This is a genomic window from Photorhabdus asymbiotica, from assembly GCF_003634575.1.
In the GTDB taxonomy this organism is placed as follows: Bacteria; Pseudomonadota; Gammaproteobacteria; order Enterobacterales; family Enterobacteriaceae; genus Photorhabdus; species Photorhabdus asymbiotica.
Genome location: NZ_RBLJ01000001.1, coordinates 1,248,632 through 1,263,597 on the forward strand (window position 1 = coordinate 1,248,632; position 14,966 = coordinate 1,263,597).

The 14,966-nt window shown below is 48.2% G+C and carries 13 protein-coding genes; all 13 read right to left on the minus strand.

Annotation, left to right across the window (positions count from 1 at the left end):
- The 13 genes from BDD30_RS05505 to BDD30_RS05565 all read right to left on the minus strand — a co-directional run bounded on the left by BDD30_RS05505 (position 1) and on the right by BDD30_RS05565 (position 14,959).
- Positions 1-873, minus strand: coding sequence for a prephenate dehydrogenase dimerization domain-containing protein (locus tag BDD30_RS05505; protein ID WP_015833331.1), 873 nt, complete (start codon positions 871-873; stop codon positions 1-3).
- On the minus strand, positions 866-2,938 hold the full coding sequence (pabB, locus tag BDD30_RS05510; RefSeq protein ID WP_015833330.1) for an aminodeoxychorismate synthase component I: 2,073 nt from the start codon (positions 2,936-2,938) through the stop codon (positions 866-868). The genes BDD30_RS05505 and pabB overlap by 8 nt, the downstream gene beginning before the upstream one ends.
- Positions 2,919-3,260, minus strand: a complete 342-nt coding sequence (locus BDD30_RS05515; protein ID WP_231849192.1) for a chorismate mutase — start codon at positions 3,258-3,260, stop codon at positions 2,919-2,921. The genes pabB and BDD30_RS05515 overlap by 20 nt, the downstream gene beginning before the upstream one ends.
- Positions 3,261-3,321: 61 nt before the next feature.
- Positions 3,322-4,596 carry an 8-amino-7-oxononanoate synthase family protein gene (locus BDD30_RS05520; protein ID WP_015833328.1) on the minus strand — a complete coding sequence of 425 codons (1,275 nt, stop codon included), beginning with the start codon at positions 4,594-4,596 and terminating at the stop codon, positions 3,322-3,324.
- 24 nt (positions 4,597-4,620) lie between these two features.
- Positions 4,621-5,472 carry a HemK/PrmC family methyltransferase gene (locus BDD30_RS05525; RefSeq protein WP_015833327.1) on the minus strand — a complete coding sequence of 284 codons (852 nt, stop codon included), beginning with the start codon at positions 5,470-5,472 and terminating at the stop codon, positions 4,621-4,623.
- Entirely contained in the window at positions 5,469-6,902 is a 1,434-nt protein-coding gene (locus BDD30_RS05530; RefSeq protein WP_015833326.1) for an NAD(P)/FAD-dependent oxidoreductase, read from the minus strand. Before BDD30_RS05530 ends, BDD30_RS05525 begins: the two co-directional genes overlap by 4 nt.
- Before the next feature lie 850 nt (positions 6,903-7,752).
- Positions 7,753-9,294 (minus strand): NAD(P)/FAD-dependent oxidoreductase, encoded by a 1,542-nt coding sequence (locus BDD30_RS05535; protein WP_015833325.1) that lies wholly within the window; start codon positions 9,292-9,294, stop codon positions 7,753-7,755.
- Positions 9,295-9,333: 39 nt separating this feature from the next.
- Positions 9,334-9,720 carry a DUF805 domain-containing protein gene (locus tag BDD30_RS05540; protein WP_015833324.1) on the minus strand — a complete coding sequence of 129 codons (387 nt, stop codon included), beginning with the start codon at positions 9,718-9,720 and terminating at the stop codon, positions 9,334-9,336.
- 121 nt (positions 9,721-9,841) lie between these two features.
- Positions 9,842-11,119: a 4-aminobutyrate--2-oxoglutarate transaminase gene (locus BDD30_RS05545; protein WP_015833323.1), complete on the minus strand. Its 1,278-nt coding sequence runs from the start codon at positions 11,117-11,119 to the stop codon at positions 9,842-9,844.
- Positions 11,120-11,155: 36 nt separating this feature from the next.
- The gene (locus BDD30_RS05550) at positions 11,156-11,800 is read right to left on the minus strand and encodes a cache domain-containing protein (RefSeq protein ID WP_249039914.1); all 645 of its coding nucleotides are present in this window, start codon (positions 11,798-11,800) and stop codon (positions 11,156-11,158) included.
- A 131-nt stretch (positions 11,801-11,931) separates the two neighbouring features.
- On the minus strand, positions 11,932-12,687 hold the full coding sequence (locus BDD30_RS05555; protein WP_041381651.1) for a FadR/GntR family transcriptional regulator: 756 nt from the start codon (positions 12,685-12,687) through the stop codon (positions 11,932-11,934).
- A gap of 52 nt (positions 12,688-12,739) precedes the next feature.
- Entirely contained in the window at positions 12,740-13,513 is a 774-nt protein-coding gene (locus BDD30_RS05560) for a nuclear transport factor 2 family protein (protein WP_015833320.1), read from the minus strand.
- Between the two features lie 15 nt (positions 13,514-13,528).
- Positions 13,529-14,959, minus strand: a complete 1,431-nt coding sequence (locus tag BDD30_RS05565; RefSeq protein WP_015833319.1) for a gamma-aminobutyraldehyde dehydrogenase — start codon at positions 14,957-14,959, stop codon at positions 13,529-13,531.
- Positions 14,960-14,966 lie beyond the last annotated feature (7 nt).

Consider the following 14,966-nt stretch of genomic DNA (forward strand, 5'->3'; position numbering starts at 1 on the left):
TCATTCAAGCGTTGAAAAAATATGCTGGCAATCAGCGGCACTAATATCGAGCTGTTCCCCCAGTTGTTGTGCAATGTGTCTGAGGTTATCGCCAAATTCAGTTTGATCACCAGCCTGCACTATTGAATCTAACTGTTGTATGGCATGCAGTAACTCTTGACGTGGTTCGGCAGCCATCGAATTTTCATATTGAACGTCCCAGTACACTTCTATTGGATTGCGTAAGATCCTTGATAACAACGCCAACATTGTACGCATCGGTGGCGGCGCAACCGTCGCCAGAGTACGAATATCCAACGGACTTTTCGCCAACACCAGACCAAAAATCAGTATCGCAGCATGGGGTAAAGCCTGACAAAGCGCCATCACCCGATCATGCTCCTCCGGCATCATTCTGCTGATGCGCATGTCAGCCTGCATCAATACCTGCTCAATCCAATGCTCACTAACATGACAGTTATCGAGAACGACTGCAACTGGCCTTTTTTGCTCCGGCAAGGATGGCGAAAACATCGGGTTAACCCCAATGAAAGGCTGCCTAGGGGCGGCAGCTTTCAACGCAGAATAGAACGGGGTTTGAACTGAACAGGTTGATACGATCTGTACATCATCACCAACCGCCGACAATACCCAAGGTAAAGCCTGTACTGCAACGGCTTCCGGTAAAGCAAAGACGACTGCCGTTGCCTCATTAAAAACCGCTCCAGAATCCGCAGCCGGATTTAAAATATCAACCTGATAGCAATCAGAACGCACTCCCTGCGTTCGTTTGTCCACACTGTATACTACACAACCAAAGTGAGTAAAAAGGCGCCCTAATAAAGAACCAATAGCACCCTGCCCACCAAGAATGACGACTTTGTGGTTACTCACACACTTCCTCCGCCATATGACTAAAACTGAAATAGGGCACGCTAGCCTTAACCAATGTTTCTTCAAATTCTCCATAAGGATCGGAGTGAGCAACAATTGCACCTCCTACCCCAAATTCTGCACATTCTTGATGTAACACTGCGGTACGTATCACAATGCTCAAGTCCACTTCACCACTGAAAGATAACCAGCCAAGCGCACCGGAATAGACACCGCGTGCCGTCGATTCCAACGTGTCAATAATTTCCATCGTGCGCTTCTTCGGTGCACCAGTCATTGATCCACCCGGGAAACATGCCCGGATAGCCTCCATTGATGGCGTCTTTTCGCATAATTCACCGCGTATTGTCGAAACCAATTGATGTACAGAAGAGAAACTCTCAACTTTAAACAATTCAGGTACATGAACACTACCGGGGCGGCACACCTGATTAAGATCATGGCGTACCAAATCAACAATCATCAAATTTTCAGCTCTATCCTTAGCTGATTGACTCAATTCCAGCTGAAGACGCTGATCATCTTCCTCCGTTTTTCCCCGTGGCCGGGTGCCCTTAATCGGTCTGGATTCAACACCTCTGGTTTCATCAATGCGTAAGAACGTTTCCGGCGATGCACTGAGCACAGAAAATTCTCCACATGCCAAATATGCGCCATAAGGTACAGGGCTGGCATGACGCATCCGCCGATAAGCGTCCAATGGTTGCCCTGAATAAGCCATCCTTGCCCTATTAGTCAGACAGATTTCATAAGACTCGCCATCTTTGATGTATTGCAGTGATTTATAGATTCCATCTATATACTTCTGAGCATCATATTCCAGACAAATCTTATTCTGATCGACAGCGCCAGGAATAAAGTCGGGTATGGCTTTACCGGTGTTTTTTGCCGTTGTCACCAACCGCTCCGGTGGCCAATTTTGTCGTTGTCCTATCGGTGTAATAAGGCATTCATAAAGCTTATTCTGCTGGTGATCAAACACAAAGAAATGCGGAGTAAATATTAAACTGGCATCAGGATGTGCGGAATGATATTTGCTGCTACCAATTGTTAGCGCCTTTAATTCATATCCCAAATAACCGATAAAGCCACCCTTGAAGACAAATGGCATCGGTTTTGGTGTTGAAATTTCCACAAAACCCAGTAGCTCAGACATCAGCGAGAAAAAATCACCATGGACAATCTTCTCTCCCTCAGGACCAACCAGACGCAAATCCTCAGTTTGTACACTGTATTCAAGCCTGATCGCGCCCTGTTCATTACCGCTTCCCATGATTGAAAAACGGGCATTGGGTCTGTCAGAGTTTTCACTGTCAAGCCAGAAAGAATGCGTATCATTGCCGTAACGATGAATGAACAAAGTTTCAGGATCAACGATGCCCTTATATTCACGGTAATTCAGGTTAAGATGCTCACTTCCGCCTATTGCAAGGTAAGCGTCACTGACAGAAAGACGCTTATTCTGAGCTATTTCCTGCTCGTTATTTTCTTTATACGTTTTAGCTATGTGAACAAAATTACCCAGTAGCTCACGCCCATACTCGGAGTCAATCGACTCGGGATGAAATTGAACACCCCAGATCGGCCTTTGGGTATGCTCAATTGCCATGATTAAACCATCGTCAGTCCAGGCAGTACATTTCAGGTTATCAGGCAGTCGAGTACATACCAGCGAGTGATATCTGACCACTTCAAACTGTTCAGGCAAACCGCGGAACAATCCTTCTCCGGTATTCCTGATACGACTGCGATAACCATGTACCGGATTGGGGGCATGTTCTACAGAACCACCAAATGCCAGGCTAATTCCCTGATGACCGAGACAAATACCCAACAATGGCACTTTGGCACGTGCAATGACTTCTGCACAAACACCAAAATCACTACTTTCTGCCGGATGCCCAGGTCCTGGCGAAAGGACTACCGCATCATAATCGTCTATCGCTAACTCCTCATAAGCCACAGAGTTGGTGACGACAACCGGTATATTTCCGGTAACTTCATATAGATATTGAGCAATGTTTTGCGTAAAGGAGTCATAATTATCAATGAGCAATATTTTCATTATTATTTTTTTTCTCACGTAATAACTTATCAATCAGCGTTTCTTCCTGACGGCAGGTTTCTTCAATAACCAGTTGAAATATTAATTCAGTATATTCAGGCCGTAGCCCAAAATCCGTTGACTTATCCTTCAACATAGCCAATAACGAGGTAATACGTTGCGGCTGCATCATCGGAATATCCTGCTCCGCTTTTATTTCAGCGATTTTCATACAGATCTTCATCCGTTCAGAAAGCAGCGACAGAATCTGCATATTAATAACATCCAGAGATTCCCTGTGAGGTTGCAATACGTCCTGCTTAGTTATTATTGATTGAGTCATATATTCGCTCTTCGTCACAAGTTCATTGTGATCATCTTTTTTATTGATAAATTTATGTCACTTAGACCTGTGGAACGACGGCCTGTGGCTCAACCCAATTTAACCCTTTCTCTCGTATTTCGAGCAACGTATTTGCCAGATGCCTAATCTCACCTACCCTATGCTCACTGGAGAAAGCAAAACGCAACATAGCATTACCATCCGGGACAAGTGGGTAAAACACCGGGAACAATAGGATACCGTTGTCACGCAGCAAACGAGCGGCTTCAAGCCCTTCTGCTTCGTTTTCAAATAAGGCACCACGAACCGGAGATTGCACGCCAGCATTCATCAGACTGTTATTCATCAAAGAATCAAACAAGTTGATGTTTTTCCATAGCTGTTCCTGCCGAATTTCTATTTCCAGACTAAGATGAAGTTTTGCTGAAGCAACGTTAGCTGCCAGCATCGGCACCATAATCGAATGACCAAAAACCAAAGGATTCGCCAAGGTACTAATAACTTCAACATCATCAGCACCCGCAACAACCACGAAACCGCCCGCACCACCAAATGCTTTGGATAATGAACCGGCAAGTATGAGGTTAGATGGCAAAATATGGTCAAGTGCCGCAAAGGCATAACCCGCACCGTGACGCCCCATAATGGAAATACCATGGGCATCGTCTACATAGACATAGCCTCCAGCAGCGGCCAATTTTCGGGTTAATTCGGCAACGGGGATCAAACCATTCATTGAACCAATGCCATCAATCAACAGGATAGGGGTACGCTGATTCTCCTCACAGTTCTGCAAAGCTTGCTGTATCGACTGCTCATCAGCACTATCAACCCGCGATACCGGTCCAAATTGTTCGAAAATACCACGTAACACCTGCATAGATGCATGAGCAGTTTTATCCATTAACCAATGTGCTGGCCGCGCAAGGGGATAATTAGGTAAAGAACCACTACCTAATAACGGTAATACTCCAAGATGCACATTACTGGTGGAAGTAAACACCGCAACGGAGCCACCCTGATAAATTTCTTCCAGCAATTTCTCCAATTGACCTAAATATGGCGGGCGCATAGCACCACGGGATGATGACAAATGTATTCCAGTCTTCGCCATTGCCTGATTTGCTGCTTCGATTAACGCAGGATGATGCTCCAATCCCAAATAAGAGCAGGAAACAAATTCAGTAAAAACCTTTCTTTCTGCTGTAGTAACTTGTTTACCTTGACGTTCTACTACCGTGAAGCCGGTCAAACCTTCGTCGATAGCTTGTGCTAACGCTCTGGTCGTCCGCGATCTGCGAATTGTCATCCAATCCTGTTTGTGTTTTACATCCATTATCTAGACTCCAACTGTCTAAGTTCAAATGAGCTTACAACCTACAGTGATTACCGAACTGCCTGTTTTGTCAGAAATATCTTCATCGATAATTGTTCGAATCAAGGAAAAACCCGCGTCTGAAAATAATGCTCTGACTCTCTCCCCTTGGCTTTCACCATGTTCAATGACCAACCAACCATTTAATTGCAGTAGCTGACGGGCTTGTTTAATAATCAATCGTGTTAAATCGAGTCCATCATTGCCTGAATACACCGAAGTATAAGGATGATGTTCCTCCCACTCCGGTAATATTGTCTGTTGCTCTGGAACATAAGGCGGATTCGCAACAATTAAGCCTACCGACTCGTTAAAGTGAGAAAATGCCTGCCAATCCCATAAATCTGCTTTTAACGCTTCGGCTTTAATCGCCCAATTAGCCAATCGATTGATATTGCGCGTCAGGTATTGAAAAGCGACATCATCATATTCAACACAGGTGACCTTTAAATCCGGGCGATATTTAGCAATAGCTAAACCGATAGCGCCACTCCCGGAACATAAATCCAAAACTGTCGCCCCTTGAGGCACTTGAGATTCATTCTCTAGCCATTTATGAATAATCTGGCTATGCGGACGCGGAATAAATATCCCAGTACCAATCGTCAGAGGTAATCCATCGAAATCCACAGCGCCAACAATATGCCCAAGTGGAATACGGTTACAGCGCTCATGGACCGCCAGCATGAACTCATCACGGGCACGATCCTTACAGCGCCGTTCTAGATAACGGTCAATCAGACAATCAAGATCGGTTTCTACATCCCAAATACCCGCTTCTGACAGTAATTCTCTGGCCTTATCAATAGCCGCCTGATCTTTCAACGAAAAACTCATGACCATGCCTCATAGTAACTACGTAACCGTTCACGCATAGATTCATAAATATAAGAGAAGGCGACCAGTTCTGGCGGTGGAGTGAACTGAGGATGAAGAGATTCAATCAAATCCTGGTAATTACGCGTCATACCTTCATTCAGCAGTGGTAACCAATAAGGTTTGATATCCCAGCGATATTCATAACCTGTAGCAAGCATTTGCTGGACAGTCTCTTTCGCCATCACTTCACGGGAGAAACCTACGAGTGGAGGGCGAACCGGATTGAAGGAATCAAGGTTAATTTGCGTATTTTCAATGCCAGTCAAAGCATTGGCGATATAATCTGCCAATAACGGTGACTGATGTAAGCCATCACGGTAAGTACCGGTCGCCAACCAAAGACCATTCACGCCACATTCACCAATCAACGGGAACCCATCAGCAGGAATTGGTCGGTTACCAACTTGGATTGAAAGGATTTCGGCATCATGCAAGTTAAGATCTAACTGATCTAACGCACAACCCAGCAAGAACTGCACATCAGAAATCAGTGCTTGGCTGCGTGGTTTTTCGGCCAGAATATTAGTCGCCCCAAGATACAGAACACCATCACCACGTGGTACACAGTGCAGGCCACAAGCAAATGCCCGGTTAGGAGTACGGATGACTGACGTCGGTAACTCTCTGCCTTTTGGCATCCTGACCAAAATTGACACCCCATAACCGGCAAAAATTGGCGGAATTTGGCGAACAACAGCAGGTACATTTGATAACAGATCCAACGAATGTGCACCGGCAGCAACGATGACTTTATCCGCCATTAAACGCTCACCACTGAGCAATTCGACACCGGTCGCTACACCCTCTTCAATCAGCACACACTTAATATTTTCGTCTTTCAGGATACCGCCTTCGGCAATAAAAGCGGCATCCAGTTTTTCCAGTAATAAATGCGAATCCAACGCATGTTCATCAGGGATATACAAGGCGCGCAGCGGGCGCACTAAATCGTTGGGCTTTAACCATTGAATATCACGCGGATCAACGGTCTCATAAGGGGCAGCATAATCGTTCAGGGTTTGCTCGATAGCGTCATAATTAATACTGTCAATCTCTTCCATGCCAGCGGTATTCAGTATCACATGAGTCCCTTTGGCGGTGAACAGCGTTCTGGTATCACCGGAAGAATCAGCTAATCGTTGTGCCCAAGCGGGCCAAAGCTCCTTAGCGATGCAATCCATATTCAACTTTAACTTACCGTGTTCACTCGCTAATAAACCACTGGTAATTTCGCCAAAACAACCATTCATCGCACCGGCAGCTTTAGAAGCAGCATTGGTTCTATCCGTTTCCCCAACCCTACAAACGGAAAAATTTCTGCTTGCCAGCTCATAGGCGATTGAACCGGCAATTGCCCCGGAACCCACAACAATAAAGTCATGCTTCACTTATTTACTCCTGTATGGCCTGTGGCCAGTTTATTTAAAATATTTTGTCAACAACAACAGACAAACAATTATTACCTTTTTACAGCAAAGATATTTTTACCGCATTGCATCAATGGTAAAAAAGAATTAACAGCACGTCCGTAATAGATTAGAATCACGAACCATGCGAATACTTACGAAATTAAAAAAACATACAACAAAAAATTATCACATTAAAAAACACCCATTTATTATCAAACAAATATAATCACCAACGAAATTAATCAAACGAAAATCACAACAATAAAAATCAATAAAAAAACAAATTAACCAACAAACCACAAAATATAAATCATATTTAAAATAAATAATAACAAAAGATATCATTATATTTGAAATAACATTCACAAATCAGGGGGGAACAATAGTCATCAAATACATAACTGTCAAATAAATTTATTCCAATATTATAAATAAAAAAATCATATAAATATTTTCAATATAAAATAAAAACAATTTATATTTTAATTGTTACGGGGAACATTATTTTAAATGTTTTTTATTCTTCAATAAAAAAACAAAAATCCTCAAAACAAGTGATTTTTTAAATTTATATTTTACATCAACTCATAGTAATATACATATAAAATAAAAACTGTAGTAATTATATCTTTATTTACTATTATATACCCAATAGATTTCAAGATGGATCGCGACGGCAAGGGAGCGAATCCCCGGGAGCATAGCAAACTATGTGACCGGGGTGAGTGAGTGCAGCCAACAAAGAGGCAACTTGAAAGATAACAGGTATATTGGTGATTATTGATATCGCTAAATTAGCGAAGTTAAGGAAAAAACCCATCCCTCTTGCTCAGAACGAAATTATCTCTGCCGGATTAAACGTGCTTATCACTCCCAGAGCGCCCTTAACCAACGGAATGAAGATCGGAGAGAGATAGGAACCCAGCGGGATACTCGCGTGGTCAATGCAGGTAAGCATGGTAAAGTCGTCGTTACGTCTAGTAAGCTCGTCGCTGATAGCTTTGCCAATGCGCACCGTCTGCGCCAGTCCATGACCGTTCCAGCCATGTACCATATACACGGGTATACTGTCTCCGCTCTTGCGGGCATCGGTTGCACCGTTCAGGGTCAGATCGCTGATCCCACCCCAGGAATATTCTAGTTCGATTTTTTCCAGCTGCGGGAACACGGTTCTGATACGCTCAAGCAGATAGTTGTTTACATCACGCGGTGACCAAGAGTTGCCAGTACCCTGTCCACCGAACAGCAGGCGGTTGTTACGCACTGCACGATAGTAGTCAACCTGTAACTGTGTATCGTAGACCGGCATATCTGACGGGATCAGCTCCTTGACATCCACTGGCAACGGCGGCGTTACTGACACATAGGTGAAAAAAGGCACCGTGGTGGAAGGGCCGGAGATAAACTCACCCGTGGAGCTATGCACACCCAGCACCACGGCTTTACTCGCTCTAATCACCCCCCACTCAGTTTCTACCACTGTGCTACCAGCCTCCTGCCTGATGCCCTTCACTTTCGTGCTGTCATAGATTCGCCCACCCAATCTGGCGAAACCGTAAACCAAGCCACGCAACAGTGCCAGAGGCTGGGCCTGCCCGCTGATACTGTCGATATTTGCTCCATGGTAGATACCCGACCGCACATACTCTTCCTGTAGCTCGTACGGTCCAATAACCTTCACCGCCATATCGCCTAGCTGACGCCGGGCATCGGCATTAGCCACCAGTGCCCCCATGTGGCCTGCGTGCACCGCAACAGTGATATGACCATATTTGCGGTCACATTCGAAATTGTAACGTTCACGGAGTTCATCCACGAGATTCATCGCTTCAACAGACGCAAAACGCCATAAGCGTTTAGCCTCATCGGATGAAAGTTTTTCCAGCATGGTTTCAGCTTCCCAGCGAGCGAGTCCGGGAGTCATCTGTCCTCCATTGCGGCCAGAAGCGCCTGAGCCAATGTTATCCTTTTCAACCAAAATCACGTCCACGCCCGCTTCCGCAAGATGCAATGCAGTGGAAGCACCCAGCAACCCACCGCCGATGACCACAACCTCGCAGTTCTGGTCTCCAGGCAGACTCCCAAAAGCGGGCCAGTCAGCCAGAGAAGCTTCATAATAGTTGGCTGGCATGGCGTCAGCAGCAGCATCTTTATGCCAGTTCCAGATACGCGGGTCCAACCTCAACCGGCTGGCTCTGTGCTGCGCATCCTCCAACAGTATCGGACGGAGCTTATCAACATTGACGGCAGAAACATCGGCCTCAGTTAAAGTCCGGGCGAGTAGGGAGAAGGAAGGAAATACGGATGAAAGCACTCCAGCCCCCGCGAGCGTCATGGCGGTAGAGATAAAGTCTCTCCTGTTCATTGTCATTTCAGCACTCCTGTCGTGGTCTTGAAATCACCCGCAGGCTTAGTCCGGGGCGTTTCCCTGTAAGTGAATCCGGCTTTCTGAGCTGTATTTATTGCTGCCAGAGTTCCCCTTCAGACCGGCGAGAATCAGCAGGATAACGGTGCCGATAAACGGAATGAGATGCAGCAATAACCACCAAGCGCTACAGTTGATGTCATGCAGGCGGCGGGCATTCACTGCTAGCGCGGGCAAAAATGTAAACAGCAGATAGACGGCGCTGAACCAGCCCATATAAACTTCAGGATTGGCAACAGCAAAGTAGTTTTCAAGGAAAGAGATAATAAATACAGCCAGAATCTGGAACAAAACAAAATACCAGAACTCTTTACGCCGGGCTCGCCCTCTGAAATATGCATAGTTCTTTAATACATTTAAATACCAGTGCATTGTTGTCCTCTCTTGTAAAGCAGCAGGTTCTACCCTGCCGCCCTACGTATCCAACCTGTAAGGTCTGCACCCATTCAGTCAGTACACGCGTAAACTCCCAGCCATTACGCCCCCACCCTGTTTACGGCTCAGCCAGATCGAGCAGCACAGACTCCAGAATGTCGAGTGCTTCGTCAAAAACATTATTTTGTATGGTCAGCGGCGGAAGAAAACGTATCACATTGCCGTGTACCCCACACATCAGCAGGATCAGACCACGTTCCAACGCTTTCTGACGTACCGCGTTGGTAAAGCAGGCATCGGGTTCCTGACTGTCCGCTCGGTTAAACTCTACCGCAATCATCAGCCCAAGCCCACGTACGTCGGCAATCTGCGGGACACGCGGTCGCAGTTCATGCAGACGCTGTTTTAGCTGGTCTCCCAGCTGCGTCGCCCGCTCATTCAGCTGCTCTTCTTCGATCACATCCAGCACCGCATGGGCAGCCGCAATTGCCACCGGGTTACCACCATAGGTTCCCCCCAAACCACCAAGCACTACAGCATCCATCAACTCTGCCCGTCCCGTCACAGCCGCCAGCGGCAAACCACCCGCCAGACCTTTCGCCATAGTGGTCAGATCGGCAGCCACCTCATGATGCTCCATGGCAAACAGTTTACCCGTACGCGCGAAACCGGTCTGGATCTCATCGGCGATAAGTACAATACCGTGGCAATCGGCGATCTCACGCAGGGCTTTGAGCAGCTCGGTAGGCGCAGGATAGAAACCACCTTCGCCCTGTACCGGTTCGATGATGATGGCAGCGACGCGCGAGGGATCAATGTCGGCTTTAAAGAGATTATCCAGCGCATTCAGCGTCTGTTCCACGCTAATGCCATGCAGCCCGACCGGAAACGGGACACGATAAATGTCGCTAACCAGCGGGCCGAACCCCATTTTGTACGGTGCAACTTTGCCGGTTAATGACATACCGAGGAAGGTTCGGCCATGGAAAGCGCCGCTGAAAGCTACCACGCCACTGCGCCCGGTAGCAGCACGCGCGATCTTCACAGCATTTTCCACCGCCTCAGCCCCGGTAGTGACAAAGACGGTCTTCTTCGTAAAATTACCAGGCACTAGGCGGTTCAGACGTTCGGCCAGCGCCACATAATTTTCGTAGGGCACTACCTGATGACAGGTGTGGGTAAACTGTTCCAGTTGCTCTCTGGCTGCCGCGATGACGCGTGGATGACGGTGGCCGGTATTTACCACGGCGATACCGGCGGCAAAATCAACATAACGTTGCCCATGAACATCCCAAATTTCAGCGTTTTCCGCCCGCTCCGCATAGACTTGAGTGGTCACGCCCACGCCTTTCGCAATAGCCGCGCTGCGTCTTTTGGCTAACATCGATTCAGTCATAAATGAAAATTCCTCAGCAATCTGAATAAGTGGGCTTCAGCAGGCAGACTCCCGATGTAATGATGATAGGATCACCAAACGCAGTGCAGATACCTCACCATCGGCTGACTGATTAACGTCCTGACACTTCCATAGTGAACCGGAACGCACTCCCGGCACTGTCGAGGTCACGACCCGCGCATCGTCATTAATAACCAATACTGGCTTACCAATGGCTCCCAGAGCAGGTAGAAGTAACCGATCCAGCGTTGAAACCAGCATATCCGCCGCCACGACGCCGACAAAATCCTCACCGATGAGTACCGGGTGAGCTATTGTAATCGTGTAGGCTCCGTTGCAGACATAATCTACATAGGGACCGTCGATAAAGGGAAGATGGCAACTTGCCGGCTGCCGGAACCAGTCAAACAACCGAAAATCCAGACGCCTGCACTGCTCCTGATTGTGTTCCAGCTGTGCTTGTTGAATGGTGCTCCCTTCCTGACGCCACCACTCCAACGTCCAGTAGCCTCCCTCTTCCTCAGCCGTCTTCGTTGACACATAACTGGCGAACCCCGCCCCGTTACACCAGGCGTTATCGTGCAGTACATCGTGGATATGTTTTTGCAAGGCAGCGCGCTGCTCCCGCGTTAAGCGGGCACCTTCCGTATAATGTAAAGACATTTCCGATAAAATACGCACCGTCGCATCTGCCAAGGCTGCGGTAGCCCTCTGTGCCGAGGTCAGGATATCGTCTAGGATGTTCCTGGCCCGTTCTGCATGTATGTTGTTGTACATATGCCACTTCCTTTCCTGAGATGACTGCAGACTCGTTACTCGCGGGCGGGTTTCTGTAAGAACAACGCATCGGTATCCATGCGCAATTTGCATTCAAGTAGGTGGTCGGTAATTCGGGCAATCATCCTCTGCGCCAGCTGATAACAGGCGAAGTCGTCAGCCTTATGTAGAACGTCCAAGAGTGAACGCCAGGCGGTGACAACTTCGCTGTGTACAGCAGCCTCTCGGTACAGAAGCGCCACCAAAGGCGTCCATTCGGCCTGAATCTCCAGCTCCTGGTTAGCAAGCCTCGCCGACTGCGCCTGAGATGCCAGGGTTAACAGGCAGCGCATATCTGCCTGTATACGAGCATCTGGTTGCGTCGCGGCGGCAAAACTGTCGATCAACTGCCCAAGCATCTCCAATTCACCCGGCGTTGAGCGTTGCGCCGCAAGCCTCGCGCTGTGGCCGATCACCGCACAGTGAAATTCGCTGAAATCCGCTAGCTCGCCTGAAGCCATCAACCGCAATGGATGATATTTCCGCATTATCTCAACGGGAGCCTGACATACGAAACTACCGCCATGACGTCCCCGCCGAGTATCGATCAACTGCCTGGTGCGCAGCGTATTCAGAGCATCACGTACCGTTACCGGCGACACACCCAACAGACGCGACAGCTCGTTTTCATTAGGCAACTGCTCATCGGTCTGTAATACCCCAGAGATGATCGCGTTACTTAAACGTTCCACAACCTGTTCGGTCCGAGTGGCCTGATCGAGCGGTGCGTAGACGATGGAATATGCCATCATTCTTTAATTCCTAATTGAAAAAACATGGATTCCGACATGTCTGCAAACAACACTAAAAAATACCGTGGCGATGCAGCGCTTTCTCATCCTCCGGGACCAGGGTGATAGCATCCCAAAGCTCAGCCACTTTACCGTTCTCGATGCGCCATAGCTCGAAATAGCTGTGACGCGCTCCAGCAATACTCCCCTCCGAATGGGTCAGAACAAATTGCCCATCGGCTACCGTACGGTGAATTTTAGTGTAATGCAGGCCCTGCCCTTCATCCCTAAGTTGTTTAAGAAACGAGATAACTGCCGCCGTACCATCGGGAATATCGGGGCTGTGCTGGCGAAACAATTCCCCATTGGTGTAATTCCCAAACTCTTCGTAGTAACCCTCGATCAGAGTACGTGTAAAAAAGTTGACCACCAGTTCACGATTCTTCTCCCGGTTATGGCTATGACCTGTTTCAGTCGGGCCGTCTAACTGAGTCCGACCACTGGCGTTGGGTGCGGCCTGTGGTACCAGACCGTCCCAATGCTCCACGATTAAGCCGTCAGCAACCCGGTACAGATCGAAACCGACCAATGGCCGGTCGTCTAACCCCATAAAACGACCGTGGATAGCGACCAGATCACCATCCTGCAATACACGATACGTTTCGTGGTGCAGTTCAGGATGTGTGCAGACCAGCTCACGTAGTCCGGTAAGCCCCTCTTTGACCAACGGGGAGTGTTCGATGAAATGCGGCGAAAAATAACGCTCAAGTGCCCCTACATCACGGTCAGTAAACAACTCGTGGTGCGCGCGCGACACCAAATCGCGTGGAGATCTATTCTGCATCATTACAGATGTCCTGTGTCAGTCGTTGGAACTCATCACATGTTTGATACGCGTATATTCATCGAAACCATAAACCGACAGATCCTTACCATATCCAGAACTCTTAAAACCACCGTGCGGCGCCTCTGCCGTAAGAGGCATATGGGTGTTAATCCAGACAGTACCGAAATCGAGTTCACGTGACAGGCGCAACGCTCGGCCATGGTCGCGGGTCCAGACACTGGAAGCCAGCCCGTATTTCACATCGTTAGCTTTCTCTATGGCATCCTGTTCATCACGGAACTTCTGCACCGTGATAACCGGGCCGAAAATCTCGGTCTGGATTGCTTCATCGTGCTGTTCCAAGCCGGTAATTACCGTAGGTTCAAAGTAATAACCCAAACGTTCGGCCTGACGGCCTCCTGTTTCGATACGGGCATAAGAGGGCAGACCTGCAATGAACCCTTTGACCTGCTCCAGCTGACGAATATTATTGAGCGGTCCATACAGCGCCCCTTCATCTTCCGGATCACCGAAGCGGGTGACTTTAGCTGCCGCCACCAGTTTGGCGACGAAGGTATCGTAAACAGATTCATGCACCAGCACACGCGAGGCTGCTGTACAATCCTGACCAGCGTTAAAGTACCCCGCAGTAACAATGGTCTCCACTGCTTTATCCATATCTGCATCGGCGAAAACAACCACTGGCGCTTTGCCGCCTAACTCCAAATGTGCTCTGGTGAGATTAGCCGCCGCCGAAGAGGCAACCTGCACACCTGCACGCACGGAACCCGTGATGGAAACCATAGCTGGCGTTTTGTGTGAAACGACCAAGGCACCTGCTTTGGCATTACCCAACACCACGTTGAATGCACCGGTAGGGAAGAACGGATTGGCCAGTTCAGCCAGCAACAAAGTACTTTCTGGCGTGGTATCGCTAGGTTTGAGTACCACAGTATTGCCCGCAGCCAGCGCTGGCGCTATCTTCCATACGGCCATCATCAGTGGGTAATTCCACGGCGTAACTTGGCCCACCACGCCTAGCGGTTCGCGCCGGATGCTGGTCGTCATATTAGGAAGATATTCAGCAGTAGCTTTGCCTTCCAGAAAACGGGCGGCGCCAGCGAAGAAACGGATATGATCCACTGACGTCGCAACTTCCTCAGAGGCAATCATATGCTTGAGCTGCCCCGTATTGCGGCTTTGCACTTCGATCAGACGTTCAGCGTTTTTTTCCACTGCATCGGCTAATGCCAGCAATGCCTGCTGACGGGCTGACGGGGTGCTGCCCCCCCAGATCTTGAACGCCTCTTTAGCTGATGCATACGCTTCATCAACATCCGCCGCAGTCGCGTTAGGAGAACGCGCATAAGTTTCACCAGTGACCGGGCTTACCAGATCAAAATATTCCGAACTTTTAGATTCAACATACTGACCATTCATGAAATGCCTGAGCATTGGCACCACCATGGTTACC